The organism is Pseudomonas sp. B21-036 (assembly GCF_024748925.1).
Classification (GTDB): Bacteria; Pseudomonadota; Gammaproteobacteria; order Pseudomonadales; family Pseudomonadaceae; genus Aquipseudomonas; species Aquipseudomonas palmensis.
The window spans coordinates 3,775,498-3,788,822 of record NZ_CP087178.1 but is presented as its reverse complement, the minus strand read 5'-3'; the positions used below and the strand labels follow the sequence as shown (position 1 = coordinate 3,788,822).

At 64.4% G+C, this 13,325-nt stretch carries 13 protein-coding genes; 6 read left to right on the top strand and 7 right to left on the bottom strand.

Features of this window, described 5'->3' with window-relative positions; all coding sequences use genetic code 11:
* Nucleotides 1–43: 43 nt before the first annotated feature.
* The 4 genes from LOY33_RS17030 (at nt 44) to LOY33_RS17015 (ending at nt 4,603) form a co-directional block, all read left to right on the top strand.
* Nucleotides 44–484 (top strand): PACE efflux transporter, encoded by a 441-nt coding sequence (locus LOY33_RS17030; RefSeq protein ID WP_043864659.1) that lies wholly within the window; start codon nt 44–46, stop codon nt 482–484.
* 84 nt (nt 485–568) lie between these two features.
* Nucleotides 569–1,099, top strand: coding sequence for a sigma-70 family RNA polymerase sigma factor (locus tag LOY33_RS17025; protein WP_043864521.1), 531 nt, complete (start codon nt 569–571; stop codon nt 1,097–1,099).
* Nucleotides 1,100–1,103: 4 nt separating this feature from the next.
* Nucleotides 1,104–2,078, top strand: coding sequence for a FecR domain-containing protein (locus LOY33_RS17020; RefSeq protein ID WP_078479615.1), 975 nt, complete (start codon nt 1,104–1,106; stop codon nt 2,076–2,078).
* A gap of 98 nt (nt 2,079–2,176) precedes the next feature.
* Nucleotides 2,177–4,603 carry a TonB-dependent siderophore receptor gene (locus LOY33_RS17015; RefSeq protein WP_210015003.1) on the top strand — a complete coding sequence of 809 codons (2,427 nt, stop codon included), beginning with the start codon at nt 2,177–2,179 and terminating at the stop codon, nt 4,601–4,603.
* Nucleotides 4,604–4,621: 18 nt separating this feature from the next.
* On the opposite strand, the gene LOY33_RS17010 is transcribed toward LOY33_RS17015, so the two are convergent.
* From LOY33_RS17010 to LOY33_RS16990, 5 genes are all read right to left on the bottom strand, one after another.
* On the bottom strand, nt 4,622–4,987 hold the full coding sequence (locus LOY33_RS17010; protein ID WP_063612014.1) for a hypothetical protein: 366 nt from the start codon (nt 4,985–4,987) through the stop codon (nt 4,622–4,624).
* Nucleotides 4,988–5,133: 146 nt separating this feature from the next.
* Nucleotides 5,134–5,820 (bottom strand): GntR family transcriptional regulator, encoded by a 687-nt coding sequence (locus tag LOY33_RS17005; protein WP_043864518.1) that lies wholly within the window; start codon nt 5,818–5,820, stop codon nt 5,134–5,136.
* 14 nt (nt 5,821–5,834) lie between these two features.
* A complete protein-coding gene (locus tag LOY33_RS17000) occupies nt 5,835–6,539 on the bottom strand; it encodes a FadR/GntR family transcriptional regulator (protein ID WP_054915296.1) in 705 nt (234 codons plus the stop codon).
* 36 nt (nt 6,540–6,575) lie between these two features.
* Nucleotides 6,576–7,889: a C4-dicarboxylate transporter DctA gene (locus LOY33_RS16995; RefSeq protein WP_043864516.1), complete on the bottom strand. Its 1,314-nt coding sequence runs from the start codon at nt 7,887–7,889 to the stop codon at nt 6,576–6,578.
* A 251-nt stretch (nt 7,890–8,140) separates the two neighbouring features.
* The gene (locus tag LOY33_RS16990; RefSeq protein ID WP_043864657.1) at nt 8,141–8,455 is read right to left on the bottom strand and encodes a helix-turn-helix domain-containing protein; all 315 of its coding nucleotides are present in this window, start codon (nt 8,453–8,455) and stop codon (nt 8,141–8,143) included.
* Nucleotides 8,456–8,641: 186 nt separating this feature from the next.
* On the opposite strand from LOY33_RS16990, the gene LOY33_RS16985 reads away from it, so the two are divergent.
* Both LOY33_RS16985 and LOY33_RS16980 read left to right on the top strand, forming a co-directional pair.
* Complete coding sequence (locus tag LOY33_RS16985; RefSeq protein ID WP_043864515.1) at nt 8,642–10,207, top strand: PAS domain-containing methyl-accepting chemotaxis protein; 1,566 nt, start codon at nt 8,642–8,644, stop codon at nt 10,205–10,207.
* Between the two features lie 21 nt (nt 10,208–10,228).
* Entirely contained in the window at nt 10,229–11,926 is a 1,698-nt protein-coding gene (locus tag LOY33_RS16980; RefSeq protein ID WP_043864514.1) for a bifunctional diguanylate cyclase/phosphodiesterase, read from the top strand.
* Between the two features lie 49 nt (nt 11,927–11,975).
* Here the strand turns inward: LOY33_RS16980 and LOY33_RS16975 are convergent, their stop codons facing one another.
* On the bottom strand, nt 11,976–12,470 hold the full coding sequence (locus LOY33_RS16975; protein WP_043864513.1) for an Lrp/AsnC family transcriptional regulator: 495 nt from the start codon (nt 12,468–12,470) through the stop codon (nt 11,976–11,978).
* A 12-nt stretch (nt 12,471–12,482) separates the two neighbouring features.
* On the bottom strand, nt 12,483–13,325 hold the full coding sequence (locus tag LOY33_RS16970; RefSeq protein WP_229589384.1) for an ABC transporter ATP-binding protein: 843 nt from the start codon (nt 13,323–13,325) through the stop codon (nt 12,483–12,485).

The window sequence follows — 13,325 nt, the reverse complement described above, 5'->3', positions numbered from 1 at the left end:
ACGCATCCTGCCGGCCGAATTTGATTTGCCGAGGGGTGAAAAGGTGCAAGGTCTGAAACGCAAGCTGGTGTATGTAACGGCCTATGAAGGTATCGGGCTGTGCCTGTCGACACTCGGGCTGGCGCTGCTGTCCGGCACCGCGCCCAGCAACACCGGGCCGCTGGCCGTGATGATCACCACCATCGCGATGGTGTGGAATTTCATCTACAACACCCTGTTCGAGTACTGGGAGAGCCGCCAGGCCACACGGGGGCGCAGCGTGGCCCGGCGCGTGGCGCACGCGATCGGGTTCCAGCTGACCCTGGTGGTGTACCTGATCCCGCTGATTGCCTGGTGGCTGGGGATTTCGCTTTGGGAGGCCTTCGTGGTGGACCTGGCGTTCATCATCCTGATCCCGTGCTACACGTTCCTCTACAACTGGCTGTTCGATCGGGTGTTCGGGCTGCCAAGTTCGGCATCGGCACAGGTATCGCCCGCCGTGTAGGTCGTGCAGGCCCGCGATGCTTTGCTTCTGAGCGTCGGCTAGGCATAGAATGATAGGAATTCTCATTCGTACCCCCGGTCGCCCATGTCCACTCCCGATCCCGCGTTGCGCGAACAGGTCAGCCGTATCTATCAGGACCACCACCGCTGGTTGCAGGGCTGGCTGCGTCCGCGGGTGGCCTGTCGGCACCTGGCGGCCGACCTTATGCAGGACGTGTTCGTGCGGGTGCTCAGCGCCCCGGACGCCAGCGACCGGCTCGGCGCGGTACGCGAACCACGCGGCTACCTGGCCACCATCGCGCGGCGTTTGATGATCGACTACTTTCGCCGTGCCCGCCTCGAGCGGGCCTGGTTGCAGGCACTGGCCGAGCAGCCCGAAGCGGTGGAGATATCCGAGCAGGAGCGGCTGATCCTGCTGCAGACCCTGTGCGAGCTGGATGCCATGCTGGCGGGGCTCGGCCCGCGCATACGCCGGGCCTTTCTGCTGTCGCAGCTCGATGGCATGACCTACAGGCTGATTGGCGAGGAGCTGGGGGTTTCCGAGGTGACGGTCACCCGCTATATCGCCAAGGCCTTTCACCACTGTACGCTGTACAGCCTGCAAGCCGACTCGTGACCCCATGGCTACTCTCGACCCTCTCCAGCGCGCCGCGCTGGAACAGGCTGCGCTTTGGCGCGCCCGCCTCAATGCTGATGCCGTGGATGATACCGACCGGCAAGCGTGGCAGACCTGGCTGGACGCCCACGACCAGCATCGCTGGGCCTGGCAACAGGTCGTCCAGGTTCAGCAGCGGCTTGGCCAGCTATCTGGCGGGCTGGCCGGGCGTACCCTGGACATCGCCGGGCAGCCTGCCGCGATCCCGCGGCGCGGCGTGCTCAAGGGCATACTGGTGCTGGCCGGCACCAGCGGCCTGGGCTGGGCCGGCTACCGAGAGCTGAGCAGCGGACCGTGGACGGCGGACTACCATACCCGCGTCGGCAAGCGTCAGGCATTGACCCTGGCCGATGGCACCCGGCTCGAACTCAACACCGACACTGCCCTGGATGTGCGCTACGACAACCAGCAGCGCCTGCTGGTACTGCGCCAGGGCGAGGTGATGATCACCAGCGCCGCCGACAAGGCCGGGCGCCCGTTGCGGGTGCAGACCGTCAACGGCACCGTCGAGGCGCTGGGCACGCGTTTTCTGGTGCGCCGCGACAGCGACGCCAGCAGCACGCAACTGGCGGTGTACCAGGGCCAGGTGGGCGTGATGCCGCGCGATGGCATGGGGGGGGCCGTGGTCGATGCCGGGGATCAGGTGCGGTTTTCACACCCCAAGTTCGTGCTTGGCTCGCCGCTGGAGCCCGACCGCGATGCCTGGCGCAGGGGGCTGCTGATTGCCAACGACCAGATGCTGGGGGTATTCATCGCCGAGCTGCGGCGTTATCGCCCCGGTTGGCTCAAATGTGCCAACGAGGTTTCCAGCCTGCGTATCAGCGGTACCTTCAAGCTCGACGACACCGAGCAGATTCTGCGCGCCATCGGCAAGACCCTGCCGGTGCGGGTCGAGCGGCGCACAAAATACTGGGTAAGCATCGAACCCCTCACCACCTGAAAAATATTTTTCGTAAATGATAGGTATTCGCTCCTTCGTTCGACTTCTAGGCATGCAGGCGTGATGGCCTGACTGCCAACCAGAAGAGAAAAGAACCGATGAATACCCGATCACCGGTCGCGGCAAGGCTGCGTACCACGCTGTTGTGCTCCACCCTGCTGTGGCCGCTGGCGATGCCGGGCATGGCGCACGCCGACAGCACCACACCGACCGAATACAACCTCGACCAGGGCGACCTGGGCCAGGTTCTGAACCGCTTCGCCGCCCAGGCCGGCGTGGTGCTGTCGTTCGCACCGAGCCTGACCGCGGGCAAGACCAGCGCCGGCCTGCACGGGCGTTACAGTGTCGATCAGGGCCTGCAGGCGTTGCTCGAGGGCAATGGCCTGATGGCCGTGCGTGAAGACGACGGGCGCTACAGCCTGGCCCCGCTGCCGCAAACTGCCGGGGCGCTGAACCTGGGCGTGACCGAAGTCACCAGCAACCAGTTGGGTACCATCACCGAAGACAGCGGCTCCTACACGCCAGGCACCATCGCCACCGCCACACGGCTGGTGCTGACACCGCGCGAAACGCCCCAGACCATCACCGTGGTCACCCGTCAGCACATGGACGATTTCGGGCTCAACAACATCGACGATGTGATGCGCCATACCCCGGGCATCACCGTGTCGGCCTTCGACAGCGACCGCACCAGCTACTATGCCCGCGGCTTCTCGATAAACAACTTCCAGTACGACGGCATCCCCTCGACGGCGCGCAACGTCGGCTATTCGGCCGGCAACACCTTGAGCGACATGGCCATCTATGACCGCGTGGAAGTGCTCAAGGGTGCTACCGGCCTGCTCACCGGCGCGGGGTCGCTGGGGGCCACGATCAACCTGGTGCGCAAGAAGCCGACTGCCGATTTCAAGGGGCATTTCACTCTGGGCGCCGGCAGCTGGGACAACTACCGCAGCGAACTCGACGTGGGCGGCCCGCTGACCGACAGCGGCAACGTGCGCGGCCGTGCGGTGGCGGCCTACCAGGACAAGCACTCGTTCATGGACCACTACCAGCGCAAGACCAACGTCTACTACGGCATCCTCGAATTCGACCTGAGCCCGGACACCCTGCTCACCGTGGGCGGTGACTACCAGGACAACAAGCCGGAAGGCTCGAGCTGGTCGGGCAGCATTCCGCTGTTCGATGCCCAGGGCAACCGCAACGACCTGCCACGCCACTTCAACAACGGCGCCAAGTGGAGCCACTGGAACCAGTACACCCGCACCGTGTTTGCCAGCCTGGAGCATCACCTGGCCAACGGCTGGGTTGCCAAGGCGCAGCTGGACCACAAGATCAACGGCTATGACGCGCCGCTGGGCTCGATCCAGGGTTACTACCCGCGCGCCGACGGCACCGCCAGCCTCTATTCGGCCAAATACACGGGCGAGACGGTGAGCAATTCGGCCGACCTCTACGCCAGCGGGCCGTTCGAGCTGCTGGGGCGTGAGCACGAACTGGTGATCGGTACCTCGTTTGCCCAGTCTCACTGGGAAGGCAAGGGCTGGTGGAGCGCCAGATACCCCAATGGCAACTCCGTCGACTACGGCAGCTGGAACGGCAACACCCCCGAACCGGACTGGGGGGAGCAGACCCAGACCGTGGATGACCGCGTGCGCCAGACCGGCACCTACGTGACCACCCGCCTGCACCCCACCGACGATCTGACGCTGCTGCTCGGTGCACGCCTGGCCAACTACCGCATCAATGGCGTGACCGCCAACGGCCGCGAGGACGATCGCCTGCTGCCCTACCTGGGGGCGGTGTACGACCTCAATGACTACCTGTCGCTGTATGCCAGCTACACCGATATCTTCATGCCGCAGGATGCCTGGTACCGCGACCGCAACAACCGCCTGCTCGACCCGGATGAAGGGCAGAACTACGAGGTGGGCCTGAAGGGTGAGTTCCTGGACGGGCGCCTGAATGCGAGCCTGGCGTATTTCGAGATTCACCAGAGCAGCCGGGGCGAAGAGGACCGGGCCTACAACGGCAACCCGACCAACCCGGCGGTCGAGTATGCCTACGAAGGCATCAAGGCCAAGACCAAGGGTTATGAGGCAGAGATCTCCGGCGAACTGGCTGAGGGCTGGCAACTGCAAGGGGGGTACACCCACAAGGTGATCCGCGATGACCAGGGCAAGAAGGTGTCGACCTGGGAGCCTGAGGACCAGGTCAGTTTCTACACCAGCTACAAGCTCAAGGGGGCGCTCGACCGCTTGACCATCGGCGGTGGTGCGCGTTGGCAGGGCAAGGGCTGGCAGGTGTTGTCGAACAACGTCAAGAAGCGCGACGAGGAGTTTGCCCAGGACCCTTACTGGCTGGTGGACCTGATGGCGCGTTACCAGATCAACGAGCAGCTGTCGGCCACGCTGAACGTCAACAACGTGTTCGACAAGGCCTACTTCACCAATATCGGCTTCTACAACTCGGCCTCTTATGGCGACCCGCGCAACGTGATGGTGACCACTCGCTGGGACTTCTGAGGCCAGCGTGCCGAGGTATCAGGCCTGCCGTTGGGCGAGGCAGGCCTGGTGGATCGCGTCCCAGCATTCCTGGCTCCACAGGCGGATCCAGGTGGCGGCCCACAGGCGGTCCCAATGCCGGCGCAACGGGTTGCGTCGGCGCGCCTCCAGCAGCTCTTCGATTTCTTCGTTGAGCGATACCGGCTCGAAACCGGTCCATACCGGTGGTACCGGCGCCACGATGTTGTAGTAGCAGACCGGCGCGACTTCCTCGTAGAAGATGCGCTTGAGCTCGGCCAGGTCGAAGGGTTCGAGTTCGCGGGCGATCCAGGCGTAGTCCACCCAGCTGTCGACGAACGACTCGGAGAGCAGGGCGCGGACGTTGTGGCGTTGTTCTGGGGTCACGGGGCGGGCTCTTGTGGGGATGCCCGATGCTGCGCGGTTTGTCGTTGGCAGGTCAAGCGCAGCAAGACCCTTCGCCGGCAAGGTCGGCTCCTGCACAACACCTCCTGCAGGAGCCGGCCTTGCCGGCGAAAGGCGCACCGCCATTCTCAATCCAGGCTCAGCTTGGCCTCGATGCGGTCCAGGTGCTGGTGCATCAACTGCAGCGCCGCCTCGCTGTCGCCGTCCTCCAGTGCGTCCACCAGGGCTGCATGTTCCTGCCAGGCGCAGTGTTCGCAAGGCTGGGTCTCGTACTGGGCAATGATCAGCGACGTCATGGGCACCAGCCCGTTGAGAAACCGCGTCAACGGGGCATTGTCGGCCATCTCCGCCAGCTTCAGGTGAAACTCGCCCCCCAGACGAATCGCCGTGCACCGATGGCCCTGCTCGTGGTGCTTGCGCTCGCGGGCAATCAGCTCGCGCAACTGGCGGATGCGTGGGGCACTGGTGCGCCGCGCCGCCAGCCCGATCAACGTGGTTTCAGCCAGGCGCCGGGCACTGAGCACCTGGCGCGCCTGCTGCGGGTCGGGTGCGGCCAGCCGGGCGGTGTGCGCCGGGCGTTGCACCACCACCTGCTGGTCGGACAGGCGCCCCAGCACGCGGCGGATCACCGTGCGGCTCACGCCGAAGGCCTGGCCCAGCGCCTGCTCGGTCAGCGCGGTACCTGGCGCCAGGCGCTGTTCGAGGATCGCATCGAACAGGCGCGGGTAGATCTCGTCAGCGCTCAGGCGCTGCTCGCCGGCCGCCAGCAGCGCGGGCAGGGCGATCGCGGACGGGGTAGCAGGGCAGGCGTTCATGGTCGCTCTCCTGGTCAGTTGCCCGGGTGTTCATCCGGAATGGTCAATTCGATGCCCATGCGCAGGCCTTCCTGCAGAATGTGCCGGCGCATCTGCGCACTGGCCTGGGCGCTGTCCTTGTTGCGGATGGCGCGCACCACCGCCTCGTTCTCTTCCAGACGCGCGGCCAGGTGCTCGGGCGAGTTGTGCAGCACCTGGGCGCTCTGCTTGAGGGCATTGCTGGTCTGCTGTACCACACTCTGGAAAATCGGGTTGGCGGTCAGTGCGAACAGCTCTTCGTGAAATGCCAGGTAGGCGCGCACCCCGGCTTCGCTGTCGCTGGCCTCCAGGGCCTCGCGCATGTCCATCAGGGTCAGGCGCAACTGGCCGATTTCCTTGCTGCTGACCGACTGCGCCACCAGCCCGACAATGAACGGCTCCAGCGTGTAACGCAGCTGCAGCACGTCCTCCAGGCTGGCTCCGGCCACGGCCGCGGGGGCCTGTACCAGCTCCTGGGTACCGGGGTCGAGCACCAGCACTCCCTTGCCTGGCATGGAACGCACCAGGCCGAGGGTCTCCAGCACCGTGACCGCCTCGCGCAGGCTTGGCCGGCTGATGCCCAGTTGCTCGGCCAGTTCTCGCTGACCCGGGAGCATCTCGCCCGAGCGCCACTGGCCACGGGCCAGTGCCTGGCGCAGTTTCTCCACTACCGCATTCACTACCGTCGATGAGGTAATCACTGTTTGCTCCCTGAAAACACATGCATACGTCGTTGCCTAGAATTCCTGTTGATGGGCAGGGGTGGGCAGCTTGCGCGTCTGGAAGCTGAAGCCCTGCTTGCCGTTGAGTACGTTGTTGGCGCGTTCCAGATCAATGTCCTTTTCCCAGCGGGCGATGGCCACGGTGGCCACGCAGTTGCCGATCAGGTTGGTCAGCGCGCGGCCGATGCCCATGAACCAGTCCACCGCCAGCACCAGCACCAGGCCCACTACCGGGATGGCCGGTACTGCCGTGAGGGTGGCGGCCAGAATCACCAGCGCCGACCCCGGAATGCCGTGGGCGCCCTTGGAGGTGATCAGCGACACCAGCAGGATGGTCAGCAGGTCGGTCATGGCCAGCGGTGTGCCGGTGGCGTTGGCGATGAACACGATGGCCAGGGTGAGGTAGATGGAGAAACCGTCCAGGTTGAAGGAGTAGCCCGTGGGGATCACCAGGCCGACGGTGGAGCTGCCGATGCCCAGGTGTTCGAGCTTGCGCATGATCTGCGGCAGGACCGCATCGGACGAAGCAGTACCCAGCACGATGCCCAGTTCTTCGCGCATGTACTTGAGGAACGGGAACAGCTTCAGGCCCGAGACGCGCATCACTGTCCCCAGGATCACCAGCACGAAGCCTGCACAGGTCACGTAGAACAGAGCCACCAGGCCGCCCAGGTGTTGCAGCGAGTCCAGGCCGTACTGGCTGGTGGTGAAGGCGATGGCGCCGAACACGCCGATCGGCGCCAGGCGCACGATCATGCCCATGATGCGGAAGATCACATGGCTCAGTTCGTTTATCAGCCGGGTGATGCCCGACGCGGCCTCGCCCACCAGGTTCAGGGCGCTGCCGAACAGCACCGAGAACAGCAGCACCTGGAGGATGTTGTTGTCGGCGAAGGCGCCGAGCACCGAATTGGGTATCAGGCCCATGAGGAACGCTGCCGTACCCTGGATATGCTGGCCACGCTCGGCCAGCGCGCCGGCATCGGCGGTCGACAACTGGTCGAGGTGGATGTTGGCACCGGTACCGATGCCTGAGGTGAATGCCAGTACCAGCCCCAGCACCAGCGCAATGGTGGTCAGCACTTCGAAGTAGATCACCGACTTGAGGCCGATACGGCCAACCTTCTTGAGGTCGCCGGCACCGGAAATGCCGCTGACCACCACGCAGAACACAATCAGCCCGATGAGCATCTTGATCAGCTTGATGAAGCCGTCACCGAGGGGTTTGAGTTGCAGGGAAACTTCAGGAAAGCTCAGGCCGCAGGCGATGCCGAGCATCAGGCCGAGCACCACTTGGAGGAAGATCGAACGCGAGCACCATTTGAGCATGGGGAGGGATCTCTGGTCGGTGTCCGTGCTTCTGGCAACAAGCGCCGAGCGACAGACTTAATTATTGTGGTCTTACCGGTATGTCCAGTTCAGGCGCAGTGTAGGCGGGGTTTTCGCGGGTTTGCAAGTATTTCGCGAATCCAGGGCATCAGATCGGTTTTACCGGTCTGACCAGTTGCAGTACTTATCGACGACAAAAGCGCTTCAAGCAACAGTGGCAGGCGCCTGTCACGCTTTTGCGAGGGCAGTGATCAAGGCTTGGAAAGGGCCAGGTCTACCGCTGCAATCAGCTTTCCCAGGTCCTTGGGTGGAGCTTTGTGAATAACACCGAACAAGTAGGCACGTTGCTCGTCCGCATCTTCCAGGTCGGCGAAAAAGGCATTGAGCTTGACGCCCAGCACGTCGGCAAAGGTGAACAGCGCTTCGACACTGGGGGTGTAGGTGCCGGTTTCAAAGCGGCTTATGGTTTTGGGGTCAAAACCGGTTTTTTCGCCAAGTTCAGCCTGAGTAAGCCCGGCTACCTTGCGATAGCGTCTGATGGCTGGACCCAAACTAGATAATTCCATCGCTCGATTCCCATTTAGAATCAAGAACTTAACGATAAATATTGGCATTGCACAACGCCACGTTTCATCACCTTTCCTTGCAAAATGTGATGTATTTCGTAGAATCGTTCACTTGGACCGACATTTACGCTGCAGGTTTCGGGGCCGCTGGACAAGGCTTTAGCGTGCGCTTCAGGGAGTTTTAACGTGCGTCTCAATCTGCCGGTCACGGCTGTCGAACAGACCTTTCCGGACCATCAGCGGCTGATTTCCGCCACCGATACCGACAGTAACATCACCTATTGCAATGCCGAATTCGCCGCCATGAGTGGCTTCAGCCAGGCGGAACTGATCGGCAGCACGCACAACCTGGTGCGCCACCCGGACATGCCGCCTGCCGTATTTGCCCTGATGTGGCAGTACCTCAAGGCCGGCCAGAGCTGGATGGGCATCGTCAAGAACCGCTGCAAGAACGGCAACTTCTACTGGGTCAGCGCCTACGTCACACCGGTGCTCGAGGACGGCCGCCTGGTCGGCTACGAATCGGTACGGGTCAAGCCCACTCGCGATCAGGTGCAGCGCGCCGAAGCGCTGTATGCCCGTCTGCGTGAAGGCAAGCCCCCCGTGCCCTTCGGGCGTCGCCTGGCCCTGCAGGGCCGCGTGCTTGCGCTGCCGTTGCTGGCAGCCGCTTTGGCCATGGGCGCCAACCGGCTGTTGCCGGGCTGGGGCGGGCAGGGCATCACGCTGGCGCTGTTCGTGGCGGTGGGCCTGTGGGGGCACAATCGCCTGCGCCATGAAGTGCGCCAGATCGTGCGCAGCACCCCCAACACGTTCTCCGACCCGATCAGTGCGCTGGCCTACAGCGAAGCGCTGGGGCCGACCGCGCAACTGCAGATGGTGTTGATCAGTGAAGAGGCGCGCCTGAAAACCGCGCTGACGCGCCTGAGCGACCTGGCCAACCAGATGGCCGTGGCCGCCAGCGATTCCAGCCGGCTGTCCAATGCCACCGAGCTGGCGCTGCTCGACCAGCGAGCCGAAACCGACATGACCGCGGCGGCGATGACCGAGATGGCGGCATCCATCGCCGAAGTGGCGGTGCATGTACAGCAGACCGCCAGCGAGGCCGGCACCGCCAACCAGCTGGCCGAACAGGGCAGCCAGGTGGCCGGTACCTCGCGCGAGGCGATCCAGCTGCTGGCCAGCACCGTCACCCAGATCAACCAGGCGGTCGGCCACCTGGCCGGGCAGACCCAGGACATCATGCTGGCTGCCAGCGTGATCCAGGCGATTGCCGACCAGACCAACCTGCTGGCGCTCAACGCTGCCATCGAAGCGGCGCGTGCTGGCGAGCAGGGCCGCGGATTTGCCGTGGTGGCCGATGAGGTGCGCGCCCTGGCAGGCAAGACCCGCCAGTCGACCCAGCAGATCCAGGGCATCATCGAGACCCTGCGCAGCGGCGCCGATGACGCGGTGAGCATCGCCAACCTGGGCATCCAGGAGGCCGAGCAGGGCGTGGCGCAGGTGGTCGAGGCGCAGCGCGCACTACAAGGCATTCGCGAGGCGGTGGCACGCATCACCGATATGACCCAGCAGATGGCGGCCGCCTCGCAGGAGCAGTCCTACGTGGCGGAGGACGTGTCGCAGCAGATCAATCGGGTAGCCGGCACGGTGCAGAAGACTGCCGACAACGCCAATGCCGCCGCCACCCGTGGTGGCGAGCTTGAGCATATTTCCAGCGGCCTGCGTGCCTTGGTTGAACGCTTCAACCGATAGCCGCCAGGCGAGTGAACGAGCATGGATGACAACTACCGCGCGGCCGTCGACGCGGCCGCGATCTTTTCCGAAACCGACCTCGCCGGACGCATCACCTACGTCAACCAGCAGTTCTGCAGCATCTCCGGCTACAGCCGTGAAGAGCTGCTGGGGGCCAACCACCGCATCCTCAATTCCGGCCTGCACGGCAGTGACTTCTTCGAGAGCATGTGGGCATCGCTGGTAGCCGGCAAGGTCTGGAAGGGCGAGATCTGCAACCGCGCCAAGAACGGCTCGTTGTACTGGGTCGACAGCACCATGGTGCCACTGCTGGACCCGGCCACCGGCAAGGTCCGCAAGTATGTGTCGATCCGCTTCGACGTCAGCGAGAAACGCCAGCTGGTGCACACCCTGCAATGGCGCGTGGGGCATGACGTGCTCACCGGGCTGCCCAACCGCGCATTCCTTTCGGACCTGCTGAACCAGGCCCTGGAATTCTCGCGCACCGAGCAGTTCCCGCTGGCGGTGTGCATGCTCGATCTGGACGGCTTCAAGGCGGTCAACGACGGCTATGGGCATGCCTGCGGCGACCTGCTGCTGGTCGAGGTGGCGGCGCGGCTCAAGGGCATACTGCGTGGCGGCGATGCGGTTGCGCGGTTGTCTGGTGACGAGTTCGTGCTGATTCTGCGCCATGTCGAGGGCCAGGCGCAGTTGCGCACGGTGCTGGGGCGGGTGCTGTCGGCGGTGGCGGCGCCGTATTCGATTCGCGGCCAGCAGATCAGTGTCAGTGCCAGTATCGGCGTGACCCTGTACCCGGCCGACAACGATGATGCCGACACCCTGCTGCGCCATGCCGACCAGGCGATGTACGTGGCCAAGCAGAGCGGACGCAACCGCTTCCACCTGTTCGACGTATCGCTGGACCAGGAAGTGAAGGCCACGCACCAGACGGTTGAGCGGGTCCGCCGCGCCATGAAGAATGGCGAGCTGCGCCTGTTCTACCAGCCCAAGGTGAACATGCGCAGTGGCGAGGTGCTGGGCTTCGAGGCCTTGCTGCGCTGGCAGCACCCGGTCAAGGGGCTGGTGCCGCCAGCGGAGTTCCTGCCGTTGATCGAGCAGACCGACCTGATCGTGGACATCGGCGAGTGGGTGATCGACCGCGCGATGGCGCAGATGCAGCATTGGCAGGACGCCGGGTATCGCTGGTCGGTGAGCGTGAACATCGCGGCGCGCCACTTTCAACGGTCTGACTTCGTCGAGCGCCTGCGCCTGTTGCTTGCGCGTCATGACGGGGTTGCGCCGCGCATGCTCGACCTTGAGATCGTCGAGTCGGTGGCAATCGAGAACATCAAGCGGGTCAGCGAATGCCTGGAGGCGTGTCAGCAGTTGGGGGTGCAGTTTTCACTGGATGACTTTGGCACCGGCTATTCGTCGCTGAGCTATCTCAAGCGCCTGCCCACCCAGGCGATCAAGATCGACAAGTCGTTCGTGCGCGACATCCTGCATGACCAGGATGACCTGGCCCTGACCCGCGCGGTGATCGGCCTGGCACGGGCCTTCGGGCGCCAGGTGATCGCCGAGGGGGTAGAGACGGTGGAGCATGGCGAGGTGCTGATGGGGCTTGGCTGCGATGTGGCGCAGGGCTACGGCATCGCCCGGCCGATGCCGGCGGCGGAGGTGGTGGGATGGGTGCGCGAGTATGTGCAGCCGCATGAGTGGGTGGTGTTGCGCCAGGCTTGATACCGCATCGGGCCCTTGGCCGGCAAGGCCGGCTCCTGCAGGGCCGGCGCTACAACTGCGGCGCCGTGTTCTTCACCACCGCCAGTTCCGGGTGCGCCACCAGCTTGTCGATGTGCAACTCGTCGTTGTTCATCCAGGTTTCGCTCAGCACCCGGTAATGCTCCATGTCCCGGCAGCGCATGCGCAGGCTGTAGTCGAAATGCCCGCTGATGAGCTGGCACTCGAATACCTGCGGGCAGGCCTTCATGCAGGCCTCGAAGGCCCGCTGGGCCGAGCGCCCGCTCTGGTTGGACAACGCCACCAGCACCAGCAGCGACAACCCTGGCGACACCCGCTGCACATCGATGATCGCGCCATAACCACGTATCACCCCGCGTCGCTCCAGTTTGCGCACCCGCTCCAGGCAAGGCCTGGGCGTCAGGTGCACCAGCGAAGACAGCTTCTCGTAGGTGATGCGCCCGTTGTGGCGCAGTACGTCGATGATCGCCTCGTCGATCCGATCCAGAGGCGGCGTGTCATGCAAGCGGTTGGCCTTGGTGTCCATGGTGGCGTCGGTTCACTTCAAACGGTTGGAAAGAAATTGCTGCAGGCGTTCGCTCTGCGGCTGGTCGAGCATCTGCGGGCCGCCCTGTTCCTCGACCCGGCCTTGGTGCAGGAACAGTACCTGGCTAGACACCTGGCGGGCAAAGCCCATCTCGTGGGTGACCATCAGCATGGTACGGCCTTCCTCGGCCAGCGTCTGTATCACCTTGAGCACTTCGCCAACCAGTTCCGGGTCCAGTGCCGAGGTCGGTTCGTCGAACAGGATTATCTCCGGTTCCATCGCCAGCGCCCGCGCAATGGCCACGCGCTGCTGTTGCCCGCCAGACAGGAATGCCGGGTACTGATCGGCCGCGCGCCCTGGCAAGCCGACCTTGTCCAGGTAGGCGCGGGCGCGGGCCTCGGCCTCGCGCGGGCTCACCCCAAGCACGCGGCGCGGCGCCAGGCAGATGTTCTCCAGCACGGTCATGTGGCTCCACAGGTTGAAGTGCTGGAACACCATGGCCAGGCGCGTGCGCAGGTTCTGCAGCTGGGCCGGGTTCGGCGCGCGGGTGCCGGCGCGGCCCTGGTGCATCTCGATGCTCTGGTCGTCGAGGGTGATCACGCCCGAGTCCGGCTGTTCGAGAAAGTTGATGCACCGCAGCATGGTGCTCTTGCCCGAGCCGCTGGCACCGATCAGGCTGATCACGTCGCCCTTGCGCGCCTGCAGCGAGACGCCCTTGAGTACCTGGTGATCGCCATAGCTCTTGTGCAGGGCATCCACGCTCAGTTTGATGGCGGCGCTGCTGACGCGCGGGGCGGTGGGGGTTTCGTACAGGGCCTGGCCATGGGCCGGCAGGGGGTGTGCGCAAAGGGTCAT

Coding starts and splice junctions, on each gene's coding strand:
- LOY33_RS16980 (WP_043864514.1), top strand. CDS start 10,229: ATGGATGACAACTACCGCGCGGCCGTCGACGCGGCCGCGATCTTTTCC.
- LOY33_RS17020 (WP_078479615.1), top strand. CDS start 1,104: ATGGCTACTCTCGACCCTCTCCAGCGCGCCGCGCTGGAACAGGCTGCG.
- LOY33_RS17025 (WP_043864521.1), top strand. CDS start 569: ATGTCCACTCCCGATCCCGCGTTGCGCGAACAGGTCAGCCGTATCTAT.
- LOY33_RS16990 (WP_043864657.1), bottom strand. CDS start 8,455: ATGGAATTATCTAGTTTGGGTCCAGCCATCAGACGCTATCGCAAGGTA.
- LOY33_RS16995 (WP_043864516.1), bottom strand. CDS start 7,889: ATGCTCAAATGGTGCTCGCGTTCGATCTTCCTCCAAGTGGTGCTCGGC.
- LOY33_RS17005 (WP_043864518.1), bottom strand. CDS start 5,820: ATGAACGCCTGCCCTGCTACCCCGTCCGCGATCGCCCTGCCCGCGCTG.
- LOY33_RS16970 (WP_229589384.1), bottom strand. CDS start 13,325: ATGACCCTTTGCGCACACCCCCTGCCGGCCCATGGCCAGGCCCTGTAC.
- LOY33_RS16975 (WP_043864513.1), bottom strand. CDS start 12,470: ATGGACACCAAGGCCAACCGCTTGCATGACACGCCGCCTCTGGATCGG.
- LOY33_RS17015 (WP_210015003.1), top strand. CDS start 2,177: ATGAATACCCGATCACCGGTCGCGGCAAGGCTGCGTACCACGCTGTTG.